This is a genomic window from Streptomyces sp. NPDC052396, assembly GCF_044593195.1.
In the GTDB taxonomy this organism is placed as follows: domain Bacteria; phylum Actinomycetota; class Actinomycetes; order Streptomycetales; family Streptomycetaceae; genus Streptomyces.
Window position 1 is genome coordinate 146,303 of the sequence record NZ_JBIUAW010000003.1, and the last position, 20,919, is coordinate 167,221.

At 70.8% G+C, this 20,919-nt stretch carries 23 protein-coding genes and 2 pseudogenes; 12 read left to right on the forward strand and 13 right to left on the reverse strand.

The genetic code is table 11. From position 1 onward, the window contains the following. Positions 1–42: 42 nt before the first annotated feature. Both ACIHFE_RS08985 and ACIHFE_RS08990 read left to right on the forward strand, forming a co-directional pair. Positions 43–477, forward strand: coding sequence for an RrF2 family transcriptional regulator (locus tag ACIHFE_RS08985; RefSeq protein WP_400105161.1), 435 nt, complete (start codon positions 43–45; stop codon positions 475–477). An 82-nt stretch (positions 478–559) separates the two neighbouring features. Further along, complete coding sequence (locus ACIHFE_RS08990) at positions 560–1,750, forward strand: globin domain-containing protein (protein ID WP_400105162.1); 1,191 nt, start codon at positions 560–562, stop codon at positions 1,748–1,750. On the opposite strand, the gene ACIHFE_RS08995 is transcribed toward ACIHFE_RS08990, so the two are convergent. Genes ACIHFE_RS08995 through ACIHFE_RS09010 form a run of 4 tightly spaced genes read right to left on the reverse strand, consistent with a single transcriptional unit; the run spans position 1,705 to position 4,953 of the window. Beyond that, positions 1,705–2,622, reverse strand: a complete 918-nt coding sequence (locus ACIHFE_RS08995; RefSeq protein ID WP_400105163.1) for an amino acid ABC transporter permease — start codon at positions 2,620–2,622, stop codon at positions 1,705–1,707. The genes ACIHFE_RS08990 and ACIHFE_RS08995 overlap by 46 nt on opposite strands. Beyond that, positions 2,619–3,263: an amino acid ABC transporter permease gene (locus ACIHFE_RS09000; protein WP_400105164.1), complete on the reverse strand. Its 645-nt coding sequence runs from the start codon at positions 3,261–3,263 to the stop codon at positions 2,619–2,621. Before ACIHFE_RS09000 ends, ACIHFE_RS08995 begins: the two co-directional genes overlap by 4 nt. After that, positions 3,260–4,180 (reverse strand): glutamate ABC transporter substrate-binding protein, encoded by a 921-nt coding sequence (locus ACIHFE_RS09005; RefSeq protein WP_400105576.1) that lies wholly within the window; start codon positions 4,178–4,180, stop codon positions 3,260–3,262. Before ACIHFE_RS09005 ends, ACIHFE_RS09000 begins: the two co-directional genes overlap by 4 nt. Before the next feature lie 29 nt (positions 4,181–4,209). After that, complete coding sequence (locus tag ACIHFE_RS09010; RefSeq protein ID WP_400105165.1) at positions 4,210–4,953, reverse strand: amino acid ABC transporter ATP-binding protein; 744 nt, start codon at positions 4,951–4,953, stop codon at positions 4,210–4,212. A gap of 209 nt (positions 4,954–5,162) precedes the next feature. On the opposite strand from ACIHFE_RS09010, the gene ACIHFE_RS09015 reads away from it, so the two are divergent. Next, entirely contained in the window at positions 5,163–5,939 is a 777-nt protein-coding gene (locus tag ACIHFE_RS09015) for a GntR family transcriptional regulator (protein ID WP_400105166.1), read from the forward strand. Between the two features lie 82 nt (positions 5,940–6,021). Here the strand turns inward: ACIHFE_RS09015 and ACIHFE_RS09020 are convergent, their stop codons facing one another. Beyond that, positions 6,022–6,462, reverse strand: a complete 441-nt coding sequence (locus ACIHFE_RS09020) for a DUF6278 family protein (protein ID WP_400105167.1) — start codon at positions 6,460–6,462, stop codon at positions 6,022–6,024. Positions 6,463–6,600: 138 nt separating this feature from the next. On the opposite strand from ACIHFE_RS09020, the gene ACIHFE_RS09025 reads away from it, so the two are divergent. Then, on the forward strand, positions 6,601–8,421 hold the full coding sequence (locus ACIHFE_RS09025; protein ID WP_400105168.1) for a GDSL-type esterase/lipase family protein: 1,821 nt from the start codon (positions 6,601–6,603) through the stop codon (positions 8,419–8,421). Here the strand turns inward: ACIHFE_RS09025 and ACIHFE_RS09030 are convergent. The 5 genes and pseudogenes from ACIHFE_RS09030 to ACIHFE_RS09050 all read right to left on the reverse strand — a co-directional run. Further along, a complete protein-coding gene (locus tag ACIHFE_RS09030) occupies positions 8,418–9,197 on the reverse strand; it encodes an exodeoxyribonuclease III (RefSeq protein ID WP_400105169.1) in 780 nt (259 codons plus the stop codon). The genes ACIHFE_RS09025 and ACIHFE_RS09030 overlap by 4 nt on opposite strands. Before the next feature lie 30 nt (positions 9,198–9,227). Next, positions 9,228–9,875 carry an MBL fold metallo-hydrolase gene (locus ACIHFE_RS09035; RefSeq protein ID WP_400105170.1) on the reverse strand — a complete coding sequence of 216 codons (648 nt, stop codon included), beginning with the start codon at positions 9,873–9,875 and terminating at the stop codon, positions 9,228–9,230. Between the two features lie 13 nt (positions 9,876–9,888). After that, complete coding sequence (locus ACIHFE_RS09040; protein ID WP_400105577.1) at positions 9,889–11,190, reverse strand: carboxymuconolactone decarboxylase family protein; 1,302 nt, start codon at positions 11,188–11,190, stop codon at positions 9,889–9,891. 12 nt (positions 11,191–11,202) lie between these two features. Beyond that, positions 11,203–12,147: pseudogene (locus ACIHFE_RS09045) on the reverse strand (alpha/beta fold hydrolase); the annotation flags it as partial. 44 nt (positions 12,148–12,191) lie between these two features. Then, positions 12,192–12,569, reverse strand: a pseudogene (locus tag ACIHFE_RS09050) (transposase); the annotation flags it as partial. Positions 12,570–12,825: 256 nt separating this feature from the next. Between ACIHFE_RS09050 and ACIHFE_RS09055 the strand changes: the two are divergent. The 3 genes from ACIHFE_RS09055 (at position 12,826) to ACIHFE_RS09065 (ending at position 14,678) form a co-directional block, all read left to right on the forward strand. Then, a complete protein-coding gene (locus tag ACIHFE_RS09055; RefSeq protein ID WP_400105171.1) occupies positions 12,826–13,554 on the forward strand; it encodes an SDR family oxidoreductase in 729 nt (242 codons plus the stop codon). 67 nt (positions 13,555–13,621) lie between these two features. Then, entirely contained in the window at positions 13,622–14,287 is a 666-nt protein-coding gene (locus ACIHFE_RS09060) for a nitroreductase (protein WP_400105172.1), read from the forward strand. Between the two features lie 205 nt (positions 14,288–14,492). Then, entirely contained in the window at positions 14,493–14,678 is a 186-nt protein-coding gene (locus tag ACIHFE_RS09065) for a hypothetical protein (protein WP_400105173.1), read from the forward strand. A 194-nt stretch (positions 14,679–14,872) separates the two neighbouring features. On the opposite strand, the gene ACIHFE_RS09070 is transcribed toward ACIHFE_RS09065, so the two are convergent. Both ACIHFE_RS09070 and ACIHFE_RS09075 read right to left on the reverse strand, forming a co-directional pair. Then, complete coding sequence (locus tag ACIHFE_RS09070) at positions 14,873–15,574, reverse strand: alpha/beta hydrolase (protein WP_400105174.1); 702 nt, start codon at positions 15,572–15,574, stop codon at positions 14,873–14,875. Between the two features lie 490 nt (positions 15,575–16,064). After that, positions 16,065–16,244: a helix-turn-helix domain-containing protein gene (locus tag ACIHFE_RS09075; RefSeq protein ID WP_400105578.1), complete on the reverse strand. Its 180-nt coding sequence runs from the start codon at positions 16,242–16,244 to the stop codon at positions 16,065–16,067. A 70-nt stretch (positions 16,245–16,314) separates the two neighbouring features. Here ACIHFE_RS09075 and ACIHFE_RS09080 point away from each other — a divergent pair, with 70 nt between their 5' ends. The 3 genes from ACIHFE_RS09080 (at position 16,315) to ACIHFE_RS09090 (ending at position 18,570) form a co-directional block, all read left to right on the forward strand. Continuing rightward, positions 16,315–17,244, forward strand: a complete 930-nt coding sequence (locus ACIHFE_RS09080) for a helix-turn-helix domain-containing protein (RefSeq protein WP_400105175.1) — start codon at positions 16,315–16,317, stop codon at positions 17,242–17,244. Between the two features lie 9 nt (positions 17,245–17,253). Continuing rightward, complete coding sequence (locus ACIHFE_RS09085) at positions 17,254–17,754, forward strand: SRPBCC family protein (RefSeq protein ID WP_400105176.1); 501 nt, start codon at positions 17,254–17,256, stop codon at positions 17,752–17,754. A 174-nt stretch (positions 17,755–17,928) separates the two neighbouring features. Continuing rightward, on the forward strand, positions 17,929–18,570 hold the full coding sequence (locus tag ACIHFE_RS09090; protein ID WP_400105177.1) for a hypothetical protein: 642 nt from the start codon (positions 17,929–17,931) through the stop codon (positions 18,568–18,570). Between the two features lie 76 nt (positions 18,571–18,646). On the opposite strand, the gene ACIHFE_RS09095 is transcribed toward ACIHFE_RS09090, so the two are convergent. Further along, positions 18,647–19,774, reverse strand: a complete 1,128-nt coding sequence (locus ACIHFE_RS09095) for a class II histone deacetylase (RefSeq protein WP_400105178.1) — start codon at positions 19,772–19,774, stop codon at positions 18,647–18,649. 438 nt (positions 19,775–20,212) lie between these two features. Here ACIHFE_RS09095 and ACIHFE_RS09100 point away from each other — a divergent pair, with 438 nt between their 5' ends. Further along, complete coding sequence (locus tag ACIHFE_RS09100; RefSeq protein WP_229327604.1) at positions 20,213–20,476, forward strand: CopG family transcriptional regulator; 264 nt, start codon at positions 20,213–20,215, stop codon at positions 20,474–20,476. Further along, a complete protein-coding gene (locus tag ACIHFE_RS09105) occupies positions 20,473–20,886 on the forward strand; it encodes a PIN domain-containing protein (RefSeq protein WP_400105179.1) in 414 nt (137 codons plus the stop codon). The genes ACIHFE_RS09100 and ACIHFE_RS09105 overlap by 4 nt, the downstream gene beginning before the upstream one ends. Positions 20,887–20,919: the final 33 nt, after the last annotated feature.

Consider the following 20,919-nt stretch of genomic DNA (forward strand, 5'->3'; position numbering starts at 1 on the left):
GGTTAATTGGACTCTGAAAATCCAATTAGCTAGCGTGAATGTGTGCGACTGAACAAGAGCACGGACATCGCTTTGCGCATCGCCATGCGCCTGGCCATGGCCGGCCCCGAGGAGGCGCCCACCACCCGCGAGGTGGCGGAGGCCATGGCCGTGCCGTACACCCATGCCGCCAAGGTGGTCAGCCGCCTCCAGCACCTGGGAGTGGTCGAGGCCCGCCGGGGCCGTGGCGGCGGCCTGAGCCTGACCTCCGCCGGGCGCACCGGCTCCCTGGGCCGCCTGGTGCGGGAGCTGGAGGGCGTGGGCGATGTGGTGGGCTGCGAGGACGATCCGCCCTGCCCCCTGCGGGCCGGCTGCCGGCTGCGCGGCGCGCTGCGCAACGCCCAGGAGGCGTTCTTCGCCGCGCTGGACCCGCTGTCCGTCAGTGACCTGGTGGAGCCGCCCACCGGGCCGCTGCTGCTCAGCCTGGGAAGTCGCTGATCTTTTCACAAGCCGCCCGGTGAGGGCGGCTTCCCTTTGCCGATAAATACGCATCCAGGATGCATATTAAGAGGAGTCGCCGATGCTGTCCGCGAAGTCCACCGAGCTGGTCCGCGCCACCCTGCCCGCCGTCGGCGGCGCCATCGGCGAGATCACCTCGCTCTTCTACGACAAGCTCTTCGCCGCCCACCCCGAGCTGGAGCGGGACCTGTTCAACCGGGGCAACCAGGCCACCGGCAGCCAGCAGCAGGCCCTGGCCGGGGCCGTCGCCGCGTTCGCGGTGATGCTGGTCGAGAACCCGGACCAGCGCCCCGACGCCATGCTCTCCCGCATCGCCCACAAGCACGCCTCGCTGGGCATCGTCCCCGAGCAGTACCCGATCGTGCGGCAGCATCTGTTCGCCGCGATCGCCGAGGTGCTGGGCGAGGCGGTCACCCCGGAGGTGGCCGCGGCCTGGGACGAGGTCTACTGGCTGCTGGCCAATGCGCTGATCGCCCTGGAGGCACGGCTCCACCAGGAGGCGGGCACCGTGCCGGGCGAGGTCTTCGCCTCGTACGAGGTGGTGGAGCGCCGGGCGGAGACCGCCGAAGTGGCCACCTTCCTGGTCCGCCCGGTGGACGGCCGCGCGCTGCCCGCCTCGCGTCCCGGCCAGTATGTGTCCGTCCAGGTCACCCTGGCGGACGGGGCCCGGCAGATCCGCCAGTACAGCCTGTCCGGCCGGCCGGAGGGTGCCCTGCAGTTCTCGGTGAAGCGGGTCACCGACGACCCGGCCGGCGAGGTCTCCAACCACCTGCACGACCAGCTCACCGTGGGTGACACCCTGCTGCTCAGCCACCCCTTCGGCGATGTGACCCTGGAGGGGGGCGACTGCCCGGTGCTGCTGGCCTCGGCGGGCATCGGCTGCACGCCGATGATCGGCATGCTCGCCGAGCTGGCCGCCACCGGCGCCACCCGCCGGGTGATCTCGGTGCACGCCGACCGCAGCGAGGACGACCACGCCTTCCGGGCCGAGCTGGAGCAGCTCACCGGGAAGCTGGCCGACGCGGAGGCGCACATCTGGTACGAGAGCCCGGTGGGCGAGTGGCCCGCCGAGCGCACCGGGCGGGCCGACCTGTCGCGGATCACGGTCCCGCGGGGCACCGTCGCCTACCTCTGCGGCCCGCTGCCGTTCCTGCGCGCGGCCCGGGCCCAGCTGCTGGCGGCCGGAGTGGCCCCGGCGGATGTGCACTACGAGGTCTTCGGCCCCGACCTGTGGCTGGGTTCCGACAGCTGAGTCTGCTGGGTCTGCGGATGGCCGGCCGGGCCCGCGAGCAGCGTGCCCGGCTCGGCCGCGGCCACCTCCACCGCCTCCGTCTTCGGGCTGTGCCGTTCCCGCCGGGCCACCCAGGAGGCCAGCCAGGACAGCAACATGCACATGCCGATATAGACGGGCGCGATCACCATCACCACCGGGATGAACGGCAGGTCGTAGTCGAGGTTGCCGGCGATCAGCTTGCCCGCGTGCAGGAACTCCTCGTAGGTGATCAGAAAGCCCAGCGAGGTGTCCTTGAGCGCCACCACCAGCTGGCTGATGATCGTCGGCAGCATCGCCCGGACCGCCTGCGGGACCAGCACATGGGTCATCACCTGGGTCTTGCGCATGCCCAGCGCGTAGGCCGCCTCCCGCTGGCCGCGTTCCACCGAGTCCACCCCGGTGCGGAAGATCTCGGCCAGCACCGAGCCGTTGTACAGCGTCAGCCCGGTGACCAGGGCGGTCAGCGGCTGGGCCTGGAGGGCCACAAAGACAAAGAAGATCATGACCAGCACCGGCATCGCCCGGAAGAACTCCACCAGCACGGTGGCCGTCCAGCGCAGCGGGCGGTGGTCGGACAGCCGCCCGCAGGCCAGCACCGCGCCCAGCGCCAGGGCGAGCACCGCGGCGAGCGCGAATGCCTTGAGGGTGTTGCCCAGGCCGCGCAGCAACAGCTCCTGGATTCCGGTGTATTCGAAGGGCGTCCACTTGGCGGCGGTGAACTGCCCGGTGCTGAACAGCAGATGGACGATCCAGCCGGCCAGCACCAGGATGAGGGCGCCGGCCACCAGCGCGCAGAGCAGATGCCGGCGGCGGGCGCGCGGGCCGGGGACGTCATAGAGCGCGGTGCTCATCGGGCCACCCCGTAACGGCTCTCCAGCACATTGAAGACCGCGCTGATGGACAGGGTGATCACCAGATAGCCCACCGCGATCCAGACAAAGCTCCAGATGACGCTGTAGCCCAGCTCCCCCAGTGACTTATAGGTGCTGAGCAGTTCGGTGACGCTGAACGAGCCGGCGATCGCGGAGTTCTTGGCCAGGGCGATCAGGGTGGAGCCCACGGGCGGGATCACCGAGCGGAACGCCTGCGGCAGCACAATGGCGCGCAGTGTCTGGGCAAAGGTCATGCCCAGGCTGCGGGCGGCCTCGCCCTGGCCGGTGGGCACCGTGTTGATGCCGGAGCGGATGGCCTCACAGATGAAGGCCGAGGTGTAGCAGCCCAGGGCCAGCACCGCGAACAGCTGGAAGGGCAGCACCAGGCCGAACCGGGGCAGCCCCAGCAGCACCGCGAAGAACAGCAGCGTCAAAGGGGTGTTGCGCAGCACCGTCACCCATACGGTGCCCAACGCGCGCAGCGGGGCGACGGGCGCGACCCGGAAGGAGGCCATCACAAAGCCCAGCACCATGGCCAGCAGACCGGCGTAGACGGTGAGTTCGACGGTGCCCAGAAAGCCCTTGGCGTACAGGGCGAAGTTGTCGGTCAGTACGTTCACGGTGTGGCGCTCCCGGTGCCGTAGCGGTCGACGGCGGGCGGCCGCGGGGCGGGCACCCCGGACAGCCCGAGCGTGGTGTCATACGCCTTCGTCCAGTCGCCGTTGTGTTCATGGGTCTCGATGGCGTCGTCCAGGGCCAGGCGCAGCGCCGTGTCCGAGCGCGGCACGCCGATGCCGTAGGGCTCCTTGGAGAACGGCTTGCCCACCACCTTCAGCTCGTCGGGGGCCTTGGCGGCGAAGCCCAGCAGGATGGTGTCGTCGGTGGTGACGGCGGCCACCTGCAGGCTGAGCAGGTTGTCCACACAGATCGAGTAGGTGTCATAGGCCACCGCCTGGGCCTTGGGGTAGTCGCGTTCGATGCGCATCAGCGGGGTGGAGCCGGTGGCCGAGCAGACGCGTTTGCCGGCCAGGTCCTGGGGGCCGTTGATGCCCTGTTCCTTCTTGCGCACCAGCAGCGACTGTCCGGCCAGGTAGTACGGGCCGGCGAAGCCGACCTGCCGTTTGCGCAGGTCGTTGATGGTGTAGGTGCCCACGTAGTAGTCGATCTGGCCGTTCTGCAGGGCGGTTTCACGGTTGGCGGAGGCGATGGTGCGAAAGGCGATGGCCGCCGGGTCGAAGCCCAGTGAGGCGGACATCATCCTGGCGATCTCGATGTCGAAGCCGGAGTAGGTGCCGGTGGCCGGGTCCTTCTCGCCCAGGTAGGGCTGGTCCTCCTTGGCGCCGACCACCAGGTGGCCGCGGGCGCGGGCCCGGCGCCAGGTGGGCGAGGCGGTCAGGTCCACCCCGGTGGCCACCCGGTAGACGGGCAGGCTGCCGGGCTTGGGGCCCTTGACCGGGGGGCTGCCCGGTTTGCCGCAGGCGCCGCCGAGCAGGGCGAGGACGGCCAGGGCGAGGGCGGTGAGGCGGCAGCGCTTCATCAAGGTGGGCATCGGCGTGGGCACCCCGCTCAGTGCTTGAGGATCTTGGAGAGGAAGTCCCTGGCCCGGTCGCTCTCCGGCGCGGTGAAGAACTCCTCGGGGGCCCGGTCCTCGACGATCCGGCCGTCCGCCATGAACACCACGCGGTTGGCGGCCGAGCGGGCGAAGCCCATCTCATGGGTGACCACCACCATCGTCATGCCGTCCCGGGCGAGTTGCCGCATCACCTCCAGCACCTCGTTGATCATCTCCGGGTCCAGCGCCGAGGTCGGCTCGTCGAACAGCAGCGCCTGGGGCGACATGGCCAGGGCGCGGGCGATGGCCACCCGCTGCTGCTGGCCGCCGGAGAGCTGGGCCGGGTACTTCTCGGCGTGCGCCAGCAGCCCCACCCGTTCCAGCAGTTCACGGGAGCGCCGGTCGGCCTCCTCCTTGCCGCGGCCGCGCACCTTGATCTGGGCCAGCGAGACATTGGCCAGCACGGTCTTATGGGCGAAGAGGTTGAAGGACTGGAAGACCATGCCCACCTCGGCCCGCAGCCGGGCCAGTTCCCGGCCCTCCTCGGGCAGCGGCTGCCCGGCCAGGGTGATGGTGCCCGAATCCACCGGCTCCAGCCGGTTGATGGTGCGGCACAGGGTGGACTTCCCGGAGCCCGAGGGCCCGATGACCACCACCACCTCGCCCCGGCCGACGGTCAGGTTGATGTCCTTGAGCACATGGACGGGCCCGTAGTGCTTGTTGACGTCCCGCAGTTCGATCAGTGGCTCGACGGCCATGCTCAGCCCCACTCACTCTCGGCGCTCGCCCTCTCGCGGCCGGAGCAAACTATCCACCCGATTACGGGACTTCACCGATTTCACCGATGACACGCCTGAAAGAGATACAAATCGCCATTTGTTCCGGGCAGGCCCTAGGTACACAGACCAAGCCTGGGTACCTAGCCTGTGGGGACCGGTTGGGGGCACATGGGGGAAGGGAGCCCTGGGTGGGCGACAGCAGGCCCGTATATCTGCGCATCGCGGACGACCTGCGGCGGCGCATCGACGAGGGCTCGCTGGCGGTGGGCGCCCGCATCCCCTCCCGGTCCGAGCTCAAACGCGCCTACGCGGCCAGCGACCAGACCGTGGACCGGGCGGTGCGGGTGCTCAAGGCCGCCGGTTACGCGGAGGGCCAGTTCGGGCGCGGGGTGTTTGTCGCCGACCGGGCTCCGCTGGGCACCCTGCTGCGCTCCACCGGCGCGGTGGACTCCCCCTTCGCGGCGGAGATCCTGGCCTACCAGCCCTGGGAACGCCCGGTTCCGCACCGGGAGACCGTGCTGACCTGGGAGGCGTCCTCGGGCGAGACGCCCGCGCCGGAGCCGGTGGCCCGCCGGCTGGGCATCGCACCGGGCGAGCCGGTGCTGCGTACCGACTATGAGTACCTGGCCGACCGGCATCCGGTGCAGCTGGCCACCAGCTGGGAGCCGCTGACCGTGACCGAGGGCACCGATGTGTGTCATCCGGAGCGCGGGCCGTACGCCCGGCGTGGAGTGCGCGGCCGGCTGGCCGCCATCGGCATCCGGGTGGTACGGGCCAGGGAGCTGGTCGGCTCCCGGCCGGCCACCACCCCGGAGGCGGAGGCACTGGGCTGTGCGGCGGGCCAGTGCGTCACGGTGGTGGAGCGCACCCACTTCGACGGCGACGACCGGGCGGTGGAGACCTCGGACCTGGTGATCCGCGCGGACCGCTGGCGGCTGGAGTACGCCATCGCTTTCACGAGTTGAGCGCCCCGCAAGGGGCGCGGGGCGGCTGTGCCATGCGGCTCCGCCGCGTCGGCGTGATCAGCCACGGACGGTCCGGCCCCGCTCAGCTCTCCGCGATCTCCGCATACCGCTGGGACAGTTGCGGCGCACCGTCCTCGGCCCACTGGTGGCCGGCCTCCACCACATCGATCTCCCGGCCGTTGACCAGGCGGACGAACGGCTGCCCGTCCGGCCACATCCGCCAGGCCGCGCCCGCGACCCGGTGGACCACCACCGTGCCCAGGTAGAGGCCGGCGTCATTGCCGAGCCAGGACTGCAGCTCCTCGTCCTCGCGCCAGCGCGGCTGCAACTGGTCCAGCGCCTCCAGGGACGACGGCGAGTCATCGAGCACCACCCCGGCCGACTGCGCCTGCGCACGCAGCAGTTCGCACTCCGACAGCAGCTCGGCCAGACCCTGCGGGTCCCACTCGCCGGTGCCGGCGCCCACCCCGTGCGCCGCCACCGCATGCCGCCTGCGCCAGCCGTCCAAAAAGGGAATGTTCATACCGGCAAGGATCGCACTCGCGCAGATGGCCTCACCACCGGCACGCGGCGGAGTGTGTGCCCGATCGGCCTCCTTGACGTTGCCCGGATGTCTCCTTAGCTTCATCCCGCCACTGTCCGAGCGGAGAACGCGGGAGGCATGACCGGCATGCTCAAGGCATTGACGCAGGGGGCGGGACGGCACAGACGGTGGCCGGCCAGGACGGTGGTCGCGGCGTTCGCCGCCTGCGCCGCCGCCCTGGCGAACGTCCCCGCACTCGCCGCCTCCGGTGAACTCCGCCCAGAGCCGCTCCCCTTGGAGCGGCTCTTCGACAATGTGGCGGTCAGCGAGGACGCCCGGCCGGGTGCCGCCGACTTCGACGGGGCGGGCAACTCCTTCTCAGCCCAGGACCTCCGGGCCGCCGGCTGGACCCCCGGCCGGCTGCTGCACCTGGACGGCTCGGCACTGCGCTGGCCGCGCCCCGGTGCCGGACGGCCGGACAATGTACGCGCCGACGGGCAGGCGGTGCGGCTGACCGGGCGCGGTACGGCGCTGACCTTCCTGGTGGCCGGCAGCACCAGAACGGCGGGCGGCACCGGAACGGTGCGCTACCGGGACGGCTCGCATGGCTCCTACCGGCTGACCGTGCCCGACTGGCGGCACGGCACCCTGGCCACCAAGGCCGTCGCCCTCCCGCACCTCAACTCCCGTGCCGGGCAACGCCGGGAGACCGTGCGGCTGTACGCGGTGACGGTGCCCTTGGCCCCCGGCCGGGAGACCGAGTCGGTGGTGCTGCCCCGCTCCGCCGGGCTGCATGTCTTCGCCATGGCGCTGCGCGTTCCCACGAACGGGTGGACCGGCAGCTGGGCGGCGCCCATCTCCGGCTACACCGCGGTGGGCCCCTGGCGGGACCGGACCCTGCGGCTGGTGGTGCACAGCAGCACCGGCGGGCCACGGACCCGGATCCGGCTGGAGAACACCTTCGCCGGGCGCCCGGTGCGGATCGGGCGGGCCACGGTGGCCCTGCAGGACCGGGGCGCGACGGCGGACGCCCGTCCCAGGGCACTGACCTTCGGCGGCCGCGCCCAGGCCGAACTGCCCGCCGGTGCCCAGCAGTTGAGCGATCCGGTGGGGCTGCGGGTGCCGCCGGACACCAATCTGCTGGTGAGCCTGTATCTGCCCGGCACGGTGCGGGCACTGCCGCTGCACAGCTACACCAGCGGCCAGCGCTCGTACCTCACCGCCGACGGTGGCGGCGACCGGACCGGGGACACGGCGGGCGGCGCCTTCACCGGCGGCCTGTCCACCTGGCCGCTGCTGACCGGGGTGGATGTGGCCGGCGGCCCCGGCTCGGTGGTGGCGCTGGGCGACTCCATCACCGACGGCGAACGGTCCACGCCGGAGGCCAATGTCCGCTGGCCGGACCTGCTGGCCCGCAGGCTCCGCGACCAGGACGATGTGCCCGAGCTGGGCGTGCTCAACAGCGGGATCTCCGGGAACCAGGTGGCCAACGACCGCTACCCCGGCGACGGGACCGGCGGCTCACTCGCCGGAGTGAGTGCCGAGCACCGGCTGGAGCGGGATGTCCTGGCCCAGACCTCGGCCCGGAGCGTGATCGTCTTCGAGGGCGTCAATGACATCCGGACCGACACCACCGCGGCCCAGGTGATCGCCGGACTGCATGCCATCGCGGCCCGGGCGCACGCCCACGGCCTACGGGTGATCATGGCGACCATCGCGCCCTGCGGCGGCTTCCATGACTGCACCCGGCAGGCCGAGGCCAAACGCATCGCCATCAACCGGGACATCCGGGCCCGCAACGGGGCCTGGGACGCGGTCTTCGACTTCGACGCCGCCATCCGGGACCCCGACCGGCCGGACCGGATGCTGCCGCGCTATGACGGCGGCGACCACCTGCATCCCAATGACGCCGGAATGCGGGTGTTCACCGGCGCCGTGGATCCCCGCGAACTGCTCTAGACCTCCAGGTCCACCACCACCGGGGCATGGTCGGAAGCGCCCTTGCCCTTGCGCTCCTCACGGTCGACATAGGCATCCTTGACCGCGCCCGCGAAGGGGGCGTTGCCATAGACCAGGTCGATGCGCATGCCCCGGTTCTTGGGGAAGCACAGCTGGCGGTAGTCCCAGTAGGTGTACGGGCGGTCGTACTTCAGCGGGCGGGGCAGCACATCCGCCAGGCCCGCGTCGCGCAGCGCCGCCAGGGCGGCGCGCTCGGCGGGTGTGACATGGGTGGCGCCCTCGAAGACGGCCGGGTCGTGGACGTCCTCGTCGGTGGGGGCGATATTGAAGTCACCCAGCACCGCGAACGGGCGCTGACCCGCGGCGTCCGGCGCCACGGCGTTGCGCAGCGCCTCCAGCCAGTGCAGCTTGTAGCCGTAGTGGTCATGGCCGACCTCGCGGCCGTTGGGCACATACACCGACCACAGGCGCACCCCGCCGCAGTCCGCGGAGACGGCCCGGGGCTCCTGCACCCCTTCGTACTCCGGGCCGTCGGGCAGTCCGGTGACCACATTCTCCAGCCCGACCCGGGAGACCAGCGCCACGCCGTTCCACCGTCCGGTGGCGTGGACGGCGGACTCATAGCCCAGCTCGCGCAGCTCCTCGACGGGGAACTGCTCGGCGGCGCACTTGGTCTCCTGTATGCACAGCACATCCGTGCCGCTGCTTTCCAGCCAGGCCAGCAGCCGGGGCAGGCGGGCGGTGATCGAGTTCACGTTCCAGGTGGCGATGCGCATAACCGCCACCCTAACGGTGGGGTCGGACAGTCACAGATCCATGCTGTCCCCGGGGGCCAGCCGCAGGTGCTCCGCGCCCGAGGTGCCGCCCGGTCCGTCCGGGCCCAGCATCCGGTCGTAGACCGGGCGGGCCAGGTCGGTCAGCAGCCCGTCGTGGATGTCGACGGCCAGGCGCGGCTTCAACTCCCGTACATAGTCGATGACTTCGGACACCTTGTTCCAAGGGGCCATCACCGGCACCATCAGGGTGTCCACCGGCTGCCCGGGCACGGTCAGCGCGTCCCCGGGGTGGAACAGCGAACCGTCCACGAGATAGCCGACGTTGGTGATCCTCGGCAGGTCCGGGTGAATCACGGCGTGCAATTGACCATGCACCTGTACCTCAAACCCGGCGGCGGTGAAGGCGTCGCCCTCGCCGACGATGTGCACCCGGCCGGGGAAGCCCGCCGAGATCTGCTCGGCGACACTGCGCAGGGTCCACAGCTCGGCGGCCGGATTGGCGTCCAGCGCGGCCCGCAGCCGGTCCTCGCTGAAGTGGTCCGGGTGCTCATGGGTGATGAGGATGGCGTCGGCGCCCACGGCGGCGTCCGCCTCGCTGAAGGCACCGGGGTCGATGACGAGGGTGCGGCCGTCCTTCTGCAGGCGCACACAGGCGTGGCTGTGCTTGGTCAGCTTCATGCCTCCCATCCTGCTACCCGGGGGGCCGCGGCGCCGCGCCGTCGCCTCCGGTCTCCGCCTCGATCACCCGCCGCGCGATGCCGAAGGCCGCCGAGGCGGCGGGCAGCCCGCAGTACAGGGCCGTATGCCGCAGGGTCTCCGCTATCTCCGCCACCGTGGCACCGGCACGCAGCGCGACCCGGGTGTACGGGGCCAGCTCCGCGAGGTGCCCGCCGACGGTCAGCGCGGTGAGGGTGAGCAGAGCGCGGGTGCGGGTGTCCAGGCCAGGGCCGGCCCAGGTCTCGCCCCAGGCGGTGCGGGTGACGAAGTCGTCGAAGTCCGCGCCGAACCTGTCCCGGTCCGGCTCCGGAGTCTCGCCGAGCAGCTCATGGCGCAGCCGGGCGCCACGGGCGAGGGCGTCCTCGCCCTCGCCACCGGCGGCGGCGGGCATGGGCCGGGCCGGGTGCCCGGCCGCTCCGTACCCGACGGGCCCCTCCACCGCTTCCGGCAGCGAGCCGTAGGCGGGCAGCACGGTGGTGGGGGCCGCCGAGTCATGCCCGTGCTCCTCGCCCACCATCGGCGGCGGACCGAACGCCCCCGGCGGCACGGCCGCCGCCCCGGGCTGCGGCCAGCCCGCCGCCTCGGCGGACGGCATACCGAACCCGCCGGGTGCGCCGGGTGCGTTGGCCGCGCCGGCGGAGGGCGCGGCCCCCGGGACGCTGCCGGCACCCGCCGGGGCACCGGCGGCACCGGGCCCGCCATGCGCGGCAGCGCCGGCTGGAGCGGCCGCCCCGGCCATCACATGTGCGGGCGCCCCCATCGGGCCGACCGGGTCAACCGAGGGCGCGGGCGCATCGGCACCGACCGGCCCCGTCACTCCGGGCACCGCGGCCGCGGGCGCTCCACCAGGACCAGGAACCCCGGGTCCAAGGGATCCTCCCATCGAGCCGGACGAGTCACCGGGCGGCGCCATATCGCCGCCGGCCGGACCCGCCGCCCCGGACAGCGACGGCGACGGCGAATCGGCTGCGGCCATGCCCGCCAAGCCGGGCAGCTGCCCCGCCGCGCCGGCGGCACCGGGAACCGCCGAATCCGCGCCGCCCGCCCCCGTTGCCCCAGGCATCGCACCCGGCATCCCATGCCCGGCGGACCCCATGGACCCCACGGACCCCGTCGACCCCGACGAGTCACCGGGAGGCGAAGCCATGCCGACGCCGCGCGGCCCGGCCACCCCGGACACCGCAGGCCCCTGCATCCCCTGCCCGATGGAGGCCATCGAGCCGGATGACTCCCCCGTCGGCGAAGTACGGCCGTCGCCGGCCGGACCCGGGGGCATGGGCGACGTTCCCGGCCCGCCCTGCGGGCCGGGCGGAACGGCCGCCGGGGCACCGGTCATGGCGGGCGCGCCCAACGGCCCCGCGGGCGAAGGTCCCGGCGGCGGGTTCAGCAGGGACGGCGGGACGGTGGAAGCCGGCTTGGGAGCGCCAGGGCGGGCCGGCGGGGCCGGGTGGTGCTGCCAGGCAGTGGTGAAGTGGCGGACCAGCAGGTCGGTGACGGCGGCGGGCTGTTCCACCGGCGCCAGGTGGCGGGTGTTGGGCACCACGGCCAGCCGGGAGTCGGGGATGCCCGCGACCAGCACCCGGGCATCCGCGGGCGGGGTGACCTGGTCCTCGGCACCCACCAGGACCAGGGTGGGCACCTGGACGCGGTCCAGCCCGGGGCGTATGTCGAAGACGGCGAGCGCCTCGCAGGCGGCGGCGTAGCTCGGCATATCAGTGGTGCGAACCATCTGGACGGCCCAGTCCACTATGGCCGGCTGGGCACCCGCGAAGGCCGGGGTGAACCAGCGCTCGGGGGCCGCGCGGGCGGCCGGGTCGAGTCCGTGCGAGCGGGCCTCCGAGGAGCGGACGCCCCAGGTGTCGGCCGTACCGAAGCGAGCGGAGGAGCCGACCAGGGCCAGCGAGGCCAGCCGCTCCGGGCGGCGCAACGCGAGGTCGGCGCCGATCGCGCCGCCGATGCAGCAGCCGGCGTAGCCGAAGCGGTCGATCCCCAGCGCGTCCAGGGTGGCGGCCAGCCAGTCGGCCAGCTCCGCCACGGTCGCCGCGGGCCGGGCGGGCGCTCCGCCGTGGCCGGGCAGGTCATAGCGCAGGACGCGCCAGTGGCGGGTCAGCTCCGGAATCTGCCGATCCCACATGTGCCAGGTGGTACCCAGCGCAGGGCCCAGGACCAGGACCGGAGCGTCTTCTGGCCCGTCAGAGCGGTATTGCAGGGTGTTCGCCGGTGTCTCACTCACCCGCCAGACCCTCTCACGTATCACGACTGCCCCTATAGCGGGGTTCATGACTGTGCGGGTCCGACCAGGTGGAAGACCTCTCGGGCAACGTAGCGTTTGAGGCACCGGACGACCTCGTTGCGGGTCTTGCCCTCCTTGATACGGCGTTCGTAGTAGTCCTTGGTGCGCGGGTCGCAGGGCAGCCGGCTCTGCACGATCCGGTGCAGGGCGGCATTCGCCTGCCGGTCGCCGCCGCGGTTGAGGCGACGGTACTGCCGACTCCCGGAGGAACGCTCCACGGGGCTTACTCCGCACAGCGCGGCAAACGACGCCTCGCTCGCCAGACGTTCCGGGTTGTCCCCCACCGTGGTCAGCAGGGTGACGGCCGTGTCCGGACCGATGCCCACCACGTCCGGCAACTGCGGGGCGTGCCGCTCCACGAGCCGGGCCGGACGACAGCTCCTGGATCTGCGGAATGTCGATCGGGTTCGAAGACGTCACGGCGGTTGACACCCGCATAGGCAGGGCGCCGCTCGACGAGATGGTCACGTTCGTCGAGGGACTCTGACGCCGCCCTTCCTTGGTCGGCCGACAAATTTGGTCGACCAGCGAACTCGGTCGATCAGCGAGCCGTTCATACCCCGCCCACATAACGCTGTATATGCCCTATTGCGCAGTAATCCCGATGAAAGGCACGTCATGAAGATCGCAGTCATCGGCGGTACCGGACTGATCGGTTCGCAGGTCGTCAAGAACCTGAACGCCGCCGGACACGAGGCCGTACCGCACTCGAAGTCCACCGGAGTCGACGTCATCGGCGGCCAGGGGCTGGACGAGGCGGTGGCGGGAGCCGACGCCGTCGTCAACCTGACCAACTCCCCGACCTTCGACGAAGCCTCGCTCGCATTCTTCCAGACCTCGATGGACAACCTCCTGACCGCAGCCCGGAAGGGCGGCGTCGGCCACTTCGTCATCCTCTCGATCGTCGGCGCGGACCAGGTGCCGGAACTGGACTACTACCGCGCCAAGGTGCTCCAGGAGAAGATCCTCGCGGCCGGGCCGATCCCCTACTCGATCGTGCGGGCCACGCAGTTCATGGACTTCATGGACGCGGTTCTGTCCTGGACCGCCGACGCCGACACCGTCCGGCTGCCCGCCACGCCCATCCAGCCCATCGCTTCCAAGGACGTGGCCCACGCGGTGGCGGAGGTCGCCGCCGGGGCTCCGCTGAACGGCATCCGCAACATCGCAGGACCCGAGGTCTTCCCCCTGGACGAGCTGGGCCGGATCACCCTGTCCCACAAGGGCGACAGCCGTACCGTCGTCACCGACCCCACCGCCGGCATGTTCGCCGTCGTCAAGGGCGATGTCCTCACCGACAAGAACGCCCGCCTCGCCCCCACCCGCTACACCGACTGGCTCTCCTGACAGTCCCGCCTCCTGCATCTCCATGGAGCAGTTGAGAGCGGTAGATGATCGAGGGAGGTAGCTGATCGTGGATGTCTATGAGGCGGTCACGAGCCGAAGGGCGGTGCGCGGGTTCACCGACCGGCCCGTCCCGCGACGGGTGCTGGAGCGGGTGCTGTCGGCCGCGGCCTGGGCGCCGTCCGGATCGAATCTCCAGCCGTGGCGCTCCTACGTGGTGACCGGTCGGCCGCTGGCCGAGCTCAAGAAGCGCGCCGGCGAGCGGGTGGCCGCATGTGACCCCTGGGACGAGCGGGAGTACGAGATGTACCCGCCCGCACTGAAGTCCCCGTACCACGAGCGCCGATCCGCCTTCGGTCATGAGCGCTACAGCGCACTCGGCATCGAGCGCGAGGACTGGGAGGCGCGCCAGCGGGCCGCCGCGGCGAACTGGGACTGTTTTGGTGCGCCCGCCGCCCTGTTCTGCTATATCGACCGCGACATGGGCCGCCCTCAGTGGTCCGACGTCGGCATGTATCTGCAGACGGCCATGCTGCTGCTGCGCGCCGAAGGGCTGCACAGTTGCCCGCAGATGGCGTGGTCGGTGTACCGCAGGACTGTCGCGGAGATCCTGTCACCCCCGGACGAACTCATCCTCTTCTGCGGCATGTCGATCGGCTTCGAGGACCGCACGGTGGGCTACGTCCGTACGGGCCGGGCGCTGCTCGACGAGACCGTCACATTCGTCGGGGGATAGATCCGGGTGGATCCGCGACCGCGCGACGATCACGGCCGACCGGGCGGCCGGGACAGAAGAGCTTCGCCGCGGATGTCCCACCTGTCCAGGACATGCCGATCTTCAGCACGGCCTTCGAGTTCGCCCACACGGTGATGGGTGATTACCTCCCCACCCTGGAGGAGTGGAGGCCCGTCCGTTGGCGTAGACCGCGGCGGCGATGCCTGTGGGCGCCGCGATCGAGGCGACGAGGAAAATCTGGTACGGAAGCCGGCGCCAGGCACCGGACGCCCAGGAGGAGTGGACGGCCTTCACCCAGGCCCTGCGCTCAGCCTCACCCGAGCGCTACCCGAACCTGGCAGCGGCGACTGACGACCTGTTCACCGGAACCCCGGGCGAACGACGCATCTAGATCTTCCAGGTCCTCCTCAACGGCATCCTCACCGCACCCGCACCCGGCGCCCGTCCTGCGTGAAGCCCCAGGTCGCTGTCGAGCCGCGAGGACCACACCGGCGCCGGGAAGGCCGGGGCACCACTGACGACGGGCCCCTGCCGATCTTCGTGCACTTCGTGCCCCGGTCATGTACGGGCCCATCGGTCGGCTGGTCAGCCCCTGCCGCCTCCTGGGCGCGCGTGCAGGTAGTTCAGGAGATCGGCGAGGCGTTCGGGCATGGAGAGGAACGGGGAGTGGCCGCTGGGCAAACGGTGCACGCTCTGCGCTCGGGCTGCCAGGCGCTCCTGGTCCTGTGGTGCGAAAGCGCGGTCGCGGTCACACAGGACGTACGTGGAAGGAACGTCCCGCCATCCCGCCGCCGTCACCGGTTCGCAGAAGCTCCGCAGGCTCTGGCGCGTCAGGCGCCGCACGGCACGCTCGGCCTCTTCCTCGGGCACGTCGGAGTAGAAGGACTCCCGGGGGTTGTCCAGCGGTGGGACCGTGCCCTGGGCGGGGTCGGGTGCGGGCCTGCCGTGAAAGCCCAGCAGGCTTTCGCCAGCGTCGAGTTGATACGCCGCCAGATAGACGAGATGAGCAATGCGCCGGTCGCCGACGGCGGCCATGGTGGCGGGTATGCCTGCGTAGGAATGGGCGACGACAGTGGCAGGGCCGTCGATACGGTCCAGCGCGGCGCGCAAGGTCTGTGTGTCTTCCCGCAGACCTGTTCCGAGGTTCCCGTCCGGTGACGCGCTGGGCAGGTCGACCGTCACGGCGGACAGGCCGCGTCCGTTCAGGGCCGGCAGGAGCCGTTCCCAGCACCAGGAGCCGTGCCAGGCTCCGTGGACGAGCAGGAGGGTATTTTCGGCATTCTGCATGTGCGCTTCCTTCATCTCGCCCGGGTGGGTCGTGGCGCGCTTCCGTTTGCCCTGGGGTGGTGGGTCCAGGGATTGGGCCGGCTGCTTGTGGCGGTGCCTGCCCGGCGGGCTGTGCCGGTGGCTACGACAAGGCCCGCATAGGCCAGAAACAAAGCGGTGACGAGGGAAACGAGCGAGCGTAATCGCCGGCTTCTCCCCGACTTTGGGGCGTCGGCGCCATTGCGCCGGACAAGACTATGAGCGTGCATCAACCTACCTTTCTACAGGGGTAATTGAGGCGTAGGGGTTCCCCGCATGCCGACGTGAGGCCCCGCACACCCCGGCCCATGTCAGCCGCCCCCAGGCGACCTGCGAGCACTGAGACCGAGGAGGCACCAGGGCGACGTCCCGCGCTCCGGGCGATCACTCATGCCCGGTAGCCGGACCTGGCGATTGCACCGTGTGAGGACGATGCCGTGGTCACGGCGCAGGTGTCTGCCACCGGGCCAGATTAGGGCGGTGCGGTCGGCTCGGGACATGCGCGGGGTTGCCCGCCTGTCGATGAAATCTTGCGGCAGGCCGACGGCCGGACACCGACGTGGGCCAGGAAGGCTGTGGACAGGCTGCCGGGGCTGGAGAAGCCGCAGCGTTCGGCGGTCTGTCCGATGGTGAGGCCGGTGCCGTCGAGCAGTCGTCACGCCTGTCACTCCGGCCGAGTCTTGAACTGTCACGTGACCGCGCAACAAGCCTAGGATTGTGGGGTGTTCGACACATCTGACTTCGATCTGGCGCCGTACGCCGGTTTCGACATGGACAGGTTCGTTCGGCGCTCCTTCTGCAGTTGGCAGGACGCCGGCTGGCGGTCGTTGCTGGTGCAGCGCTTCACCCACGCGCGGGAGGCGGAGGATCTTCCGCTGCCGGCGGTGTCCGACCTGCATCTCGTGCTCTGCACGAGCGGGGATACGGAGATGCGGGTCCACGCCGGTGGGAAGGCGACCCGGCGACGTTGGGTCGCCGGCCGCCTGGAACTCATGATCCCCGACCACTCGACCATGCGCAGCTACCGCGCGACGTCGACGATGCACACCGTCCAGGTGCACATTCCGCGGGCGACCGTGGAGCGGGCCGCAGCCGAACTGGGTGGGCCCGGACCGGACTTCGAAGCACTGTCCGCGGGCCTGGGCGCGGGCGACGCCCTTGTCGAACACGTTGTACGCGCGCTGCCGGCCGTCAAGGACACGAACGACGTGTACGCGGAAGCAGCCGCGGCCTTCCTCACGACACATCTGCTGTCCCAAGGCCGGGACCAGCGCATACCGGGCCCCGAGCGCACGGCCGTCCGCCAGAGCATCGCGGTCATGCGAGAGCGCCTGGCCCATCCGCTGACGCTCGCCGACCTCGCCGCCGAAGTGCACTTGAGCGTGTACCACTTCATCCGCGTGTTCCGCGAAGCCACCGGCCAGACGCCGCACCGGTTCCTCACCCGGCTACGGATCGAGCAGGCACGGCGGCTGCTCGACGGCACCGGTCTCACCATCGGACAGATCGCCGATCGCTGCGGCTTCTCCAGCCCCGGCAGCCTGTCCTCGGCTTTCCTGGCCCACGTCGGTGTCCGGCCGTCGGCGTACCGCAAGATTTCATCGACCGGCGGGCAATCCCGCGCATGTCCCGGGCCAACCGCACCGTCCTAGCGTGGCGGAATGACCTACGCCTATGCCGTGACCTCACATTCGCCGGCGAACCCCGACGCCGTCTTCACGGTTCTCGTCCATGCGGCCACCTGGTCGACGTGGGCACCGATCGACACCGTTGAGATCGAGGGCGGCGATCCCAAAGGCCCTCAGCAGGTCGGCGACACACGAGTCTTCCGTACCGGCCGGGCGACCTCCCATGAACGCATCGTCGAACTGGTCACCGACCGGCGGTTCGGATACGAGAATGCGAGCGGTCCGTTCCGGTCCTATCGAGGCACCGTCGAACTCGCCGAGGCGCCGCAGGGCGGCACCGACATCACCTGGTCGGCAGCCTTCGAGCCGAAGCTGCGTCTGTCGGGGCCGTTCTGGCGGTGGTACCTGACCCGCTTCATGCAGAAGATGGCCGATGGCCTGGCCGCCTACGCCGAGCGCTCACAGAACGTCACCACAGCCCGAACGACCACCCCCTCGATCACCGGGGTGCCATCCCAGACCAATGAGGAGTGACCATGGACGGGAACCGGTTCGCCGACAAGGTCGTGGTCGTCACCGGTGCCGGGTCCGGCATCGGGCACAGGCGCCCTGTGGCGGGAAGCGACGCGATGGAGGCGAAGAATGTCCAGCCATACCTCAACTTTCAGTCCTGTCGGGTGGGTTGCGGCGAACCACGGCGGCGAGCAGATGCCGGGGGTCTGGAGGAAGGAGCTGCTGAACTCCTCCTCCCAGGGCGACTCGTTCTCGCTGCTGCGGCTCGCGGCAGGCGGCGAAGGCACTATCGCGGGGGCCGCGGACGACCGGATTCTTGTGTTGGACGGCCGGCTCTCGATCGCGGCGGCCGACGCCGGGGTCGTCGCGGACCACCGCACCGGAGCCTACGCCGCGCTGCCCGGGGACGCCCTCGTGTCCAGTACAGACGGCGCCCTGGCCCTGTTACTGACCGGAAAGCGGCTGGGAAGCCCGGCCGACGACGTGTTCAGCCCGCAGGGGTGGCAGCAGTCGGGGCCGGGCCAGTGGTTCCGGCTGCTCCTCGACGTCGCCTTCGACGAGGACTTCGACGAACGTGTCGTCGGGCTGTCCTATTTCGAGCCGGGCTCCGCCTCGCCCCGCCACCCGCACCGCACGGCGCACCGCTTCCTGTTCCTCGACGGCGAGGCCGACGACGAGCTGGTCTTCCCCGACGGGACCCGGCACACGGCACACCGGGCCAAGGGCGACTTCATCGACTACCCGCACCCCGTCGAGCACCAGACCTTCAGCAGGACGGGCTGCACGATCCTCTTCCTGCACGAACCCATCCCGCCCATCCCGGCCGAAGAAAGGTGACCAGCTCCAGGCCAGGATCACCACGTTGTGAAGTGGTACGCGTGCTGCGGGCGGACGGACACTCGCGCGGGTGATCTCAGTCGGTCTTCGCCGTCGTGGGGGTTGGTACCTCGGCGGCGAGGCGCGCGGCTCGCTCCACGACGGCCCGTTGGTGCGGTTGCAGCTGCTGGCCCCCGAAGCCGTCGACGAGTTCGAGGTAGGGGTCTTCGAGCAGGTGCCGGCCGGCCATCTCCTCGATCACCGCGTGCCCGCAGAACGGCACATAGACCTCGCTGTACCCGCCTTCGTGGATCATGCTGACCCGTCCGGAGCACAGCCGGTCCGCAGCGTCAAGGACATGGCGCGCCATGGCGCGGAAGCCACTGGAGCTGACCAGCTGGCGCGCGAGTGGGTCCATGGCCCCGGCGTCGAAGCCGGACGCGACGATGATCAGTTCCGGATGGAAACGGTCCAGTGCCGGCACGACCACCTCGGTGAAGGCGAAGTCGTATCCGCCGTTGCCGGTTCCCGGGGGCAGCGGCACGTTGACGGCGCTGCCGTATCCCGGTCCGACACCTCGCTCGGATATGTCACCGCTGCCCGGCGGGAAGCAGTTCTCCTGGTGCAGCGAGATGGTGAGCACGCCGGGGTCCTGCTCGAAGGCGTGCTGGGTACCGTTGCCGTGGTGGGCATCCCAGTCGACGATCGCCATGCGCTCGATCCCGAGTGCCTTCGCGTGGTGTGCGGCGATGGCAACGTTGCCCAGGTAGGCCATTCCCATGCCGTGATCGGGCAGCGCATGGTGGCCGGACGGCCTCACCAAGGCGTAGCTGTTGCGCACCGTGGCGTCGACCACCGCTTCCACCGCGCTGATCGCTCCGCCCGCAGCGCGCCGCAGGATGTCCAACCCGCCTGCGCCGAACGGTGAGATGCCGTCCCCGGCATCACCGCCGGCGCCATCGCTCTGTGCCGAAAGCCGTTGCAGGTAGTCCTCGGTGTGCACGGTGAGCAGTTGCTCGTCGGATGCCACGGCAGGCTGTAACCGCACCAGATGGTCGAGCAGACCGGACACGGCGACCAACTCGTGTAGCCGGCGCTTCGTGTCGGGCGTGTCAAGGTGGTGCAACGGCTGAAGTCCGCGGCGCGGGTCGGCCGGCAGCAGGCCGGTCACCGAGCCGGATTCGTGCCAGGAGTAGATCTCGTGGTAGACGTACCCGCTGCTCATCTCAAACTCCTCACTGGGCTGGCGCGTTGGGCGCTCCGCCGGGGTTACCCGGGGGCATTATGTCCGCCTGTGGACTCGTCCATGGGCGTCAAGCTGCTGCTCGGCCTCGACGTCAACAAGCCGGCGGGCAACTCTGTGTGCGGCCTGCTGCCTTGGCAGACCCACCGATCAGACAGTCCCGTCGTGGGACCGCGTCGAATCCCCGAACGCCGAAGCCCCCGCCGGCCGACAGGGGGCGTGGCTGTGGCATCCCCCGCACCATTCGAGCCGAGCGGGGCCCGCGCCGGACTCCGCGTGCCGTCGTGGGCCGCTGCGCGCCGGGGCCCAGCACCAAGCCCATTCACCGGTGGGGCGCCAAAGGCACCTGTTCACCCGCCTCGACAGAGGCACGGCCATTTCTCGCCACCCATGAGGAGGATTGCCGGTAGGATTGGTGGCATGAGTGAGCCTACCGGCAAGTACTCGATCACCATGCCGCGCGACATCGCGGAGGCAGCCCGGACCCGCAGCGGCCCGTCCGGCCTGTCCGCGTACGTGACTGCCGCCGTCGCCCGCCAGATCGAACGCGACAATCTCAACGAACTCATCACCGTCGCCGAGGCCGATCACGGCCCCATCACCGACGACGAGGTCCAGGCGCTGCGTGACCAGCTCCACCAGGCCCGGCAGGAACAGGCCCACGGCGGGGCGGACGCCGCGTGAACCGCTCGCCGGCCGCCCCCGGCGGCACCCTCGTCCTCGACAGCGAGGGACTGGCAAAGGCTGTCCTGCGCGACCGCACGGTCACCGCATGGCTCGCCCTTGCCCGCGCCGACGATCTCCGTGTCATCACCTCCGCGGCCACCCTCGTCGAGGTGGTCCACCCTCGCATCAACCGGCCGGCCCTGGAGTGGACCTTGTCCCGCCTCGTCGTCGAACCGGTCACCGAACCGATCGCCCGCCATGCTGCCGCGCTCCTGGCCGACGCCGGACTGCACGGACACAAGTACGCCATCGACGCCATGCTCAGCGCCACCGCCCTCGCCGCTCCCGGCCCTGTCACGGTCCTCACCTCCGACCCCGAGGACCTCACCACCCTGTGCGGCGCACGCGTCACCGTCATCAAGGTCTGAGCCGGACCGCCGTGGCGCGTGCCCGGTTTACAC

Bases quoted from the DNA above. Each gene is read 5' to 3' on its own strand.
- ACIHFE_RS09085 (WP_400105176.1), top strand. From the start codon at position 17,254: ATGACCTACGCCTATGCCGTGACCTCACATTCGCCGGCGAACCCCGAC.
- ACIHFE_RS08990 (WP_400105162.1), top strand. From the start codon at position 560: ATGCTGTCCGCGAAGTCCACCGAGCTGGTCCGCGCCACCCTGCCCGCC.
- ACIHFE_RS09020 (WP_400105167.1), bottom strand. From the start codon at position 6,462: ATGAACATTCCCTTTTTGGACGGCTGGCGCAGGCGGCATGCGGTGGCG.
- ACIHFE_RS09010 (WP_400105165.1), bottom strand. From the start codon at position 4,953: ATGGCCGTCGAGCCACTGATCGAACTGCGGGACGTCAACAAGCACTAC.
- ACIHFE_RS09035 (WP_400105170.1), bottom strand. From the start codon at position 9,875: ATGAAGCTGACCAAGCACAGCCACGCCTGTGTGCGCCTGCAGAAGGAC.
- ACIHFE_RS09090 (WP_400105177.1), top strand. From the start codon at position 17,929: ATGCCGGGGGTCTGGAGGAAGGAGCTGCTGAACTCCTCCTCCCAGGGC.
- ACIHFE_RS09055 (WP_400105171.1), top strand. From the start codon at position 12,826: ATGAAGATCGCAGTCATCGGCGGTACCGGACTGATCGGTTCGCAGGTC.
- ACIHFE_RS09030 (WP_400105169.1), bottom strand. From the start codon at position 9,197: ATGCGCATCGCCACCTGGAACGTGAACTCGATCACCGCCCGCCTGCCC.
- ACIHFE_RS09025 (WP_400105168.1), top strand. From the start codon at position 6,601: ATGACCGGCATGCTCAAGGCATTGACGCAGGGGGCGGGACGGCACAGA.
- ACIHFE_RS08995 (WP_400105163.1), bottom strand. From the start codon at position 2,622: ATGAGCACCGCGCTCTATGACGTCCCCGGCCCGCGCGCCCGCCGCCGG.
- ACIHFE_RS09100 (WP_229327604.1), top strand. From the start codon at position 20,213: ATGAGTGAGCCTACCGGCAAGTACTCGATCACCATGCCGCGCGACATC.
- ACIHFE_RS09040 (WP_400105577.1), bottom strand. From the start codon at position 11,190: ATGCCCCCGGGTCCGGCCGGCGACGGCCGTACTTCGCCGACGGGGGAG.
- ACIHFE_RS09095 (WP_400105178.1), bottom strand. From the start codon at position 19,774: ATGAGCAGCGGGTACGTCTACCACGAGATCTACTCCTGGCACGAATCC.
- ACIHFE_RS09005 (WP_400105576.1), bottom strand. From the start codon at position 4,180: ATGAAGCGCTGCCGCCTCACCGCCCTCGCCCTGGCCGTCCTCGCCCTG.
- ACIHFE_RS09070 (WP_400105174.1), bottom strand. From the start codon at position 15,574: ATGCAGAATGCCGAAAATACCCTCCTGCTCGTCCACGGAGCCTGGCAC.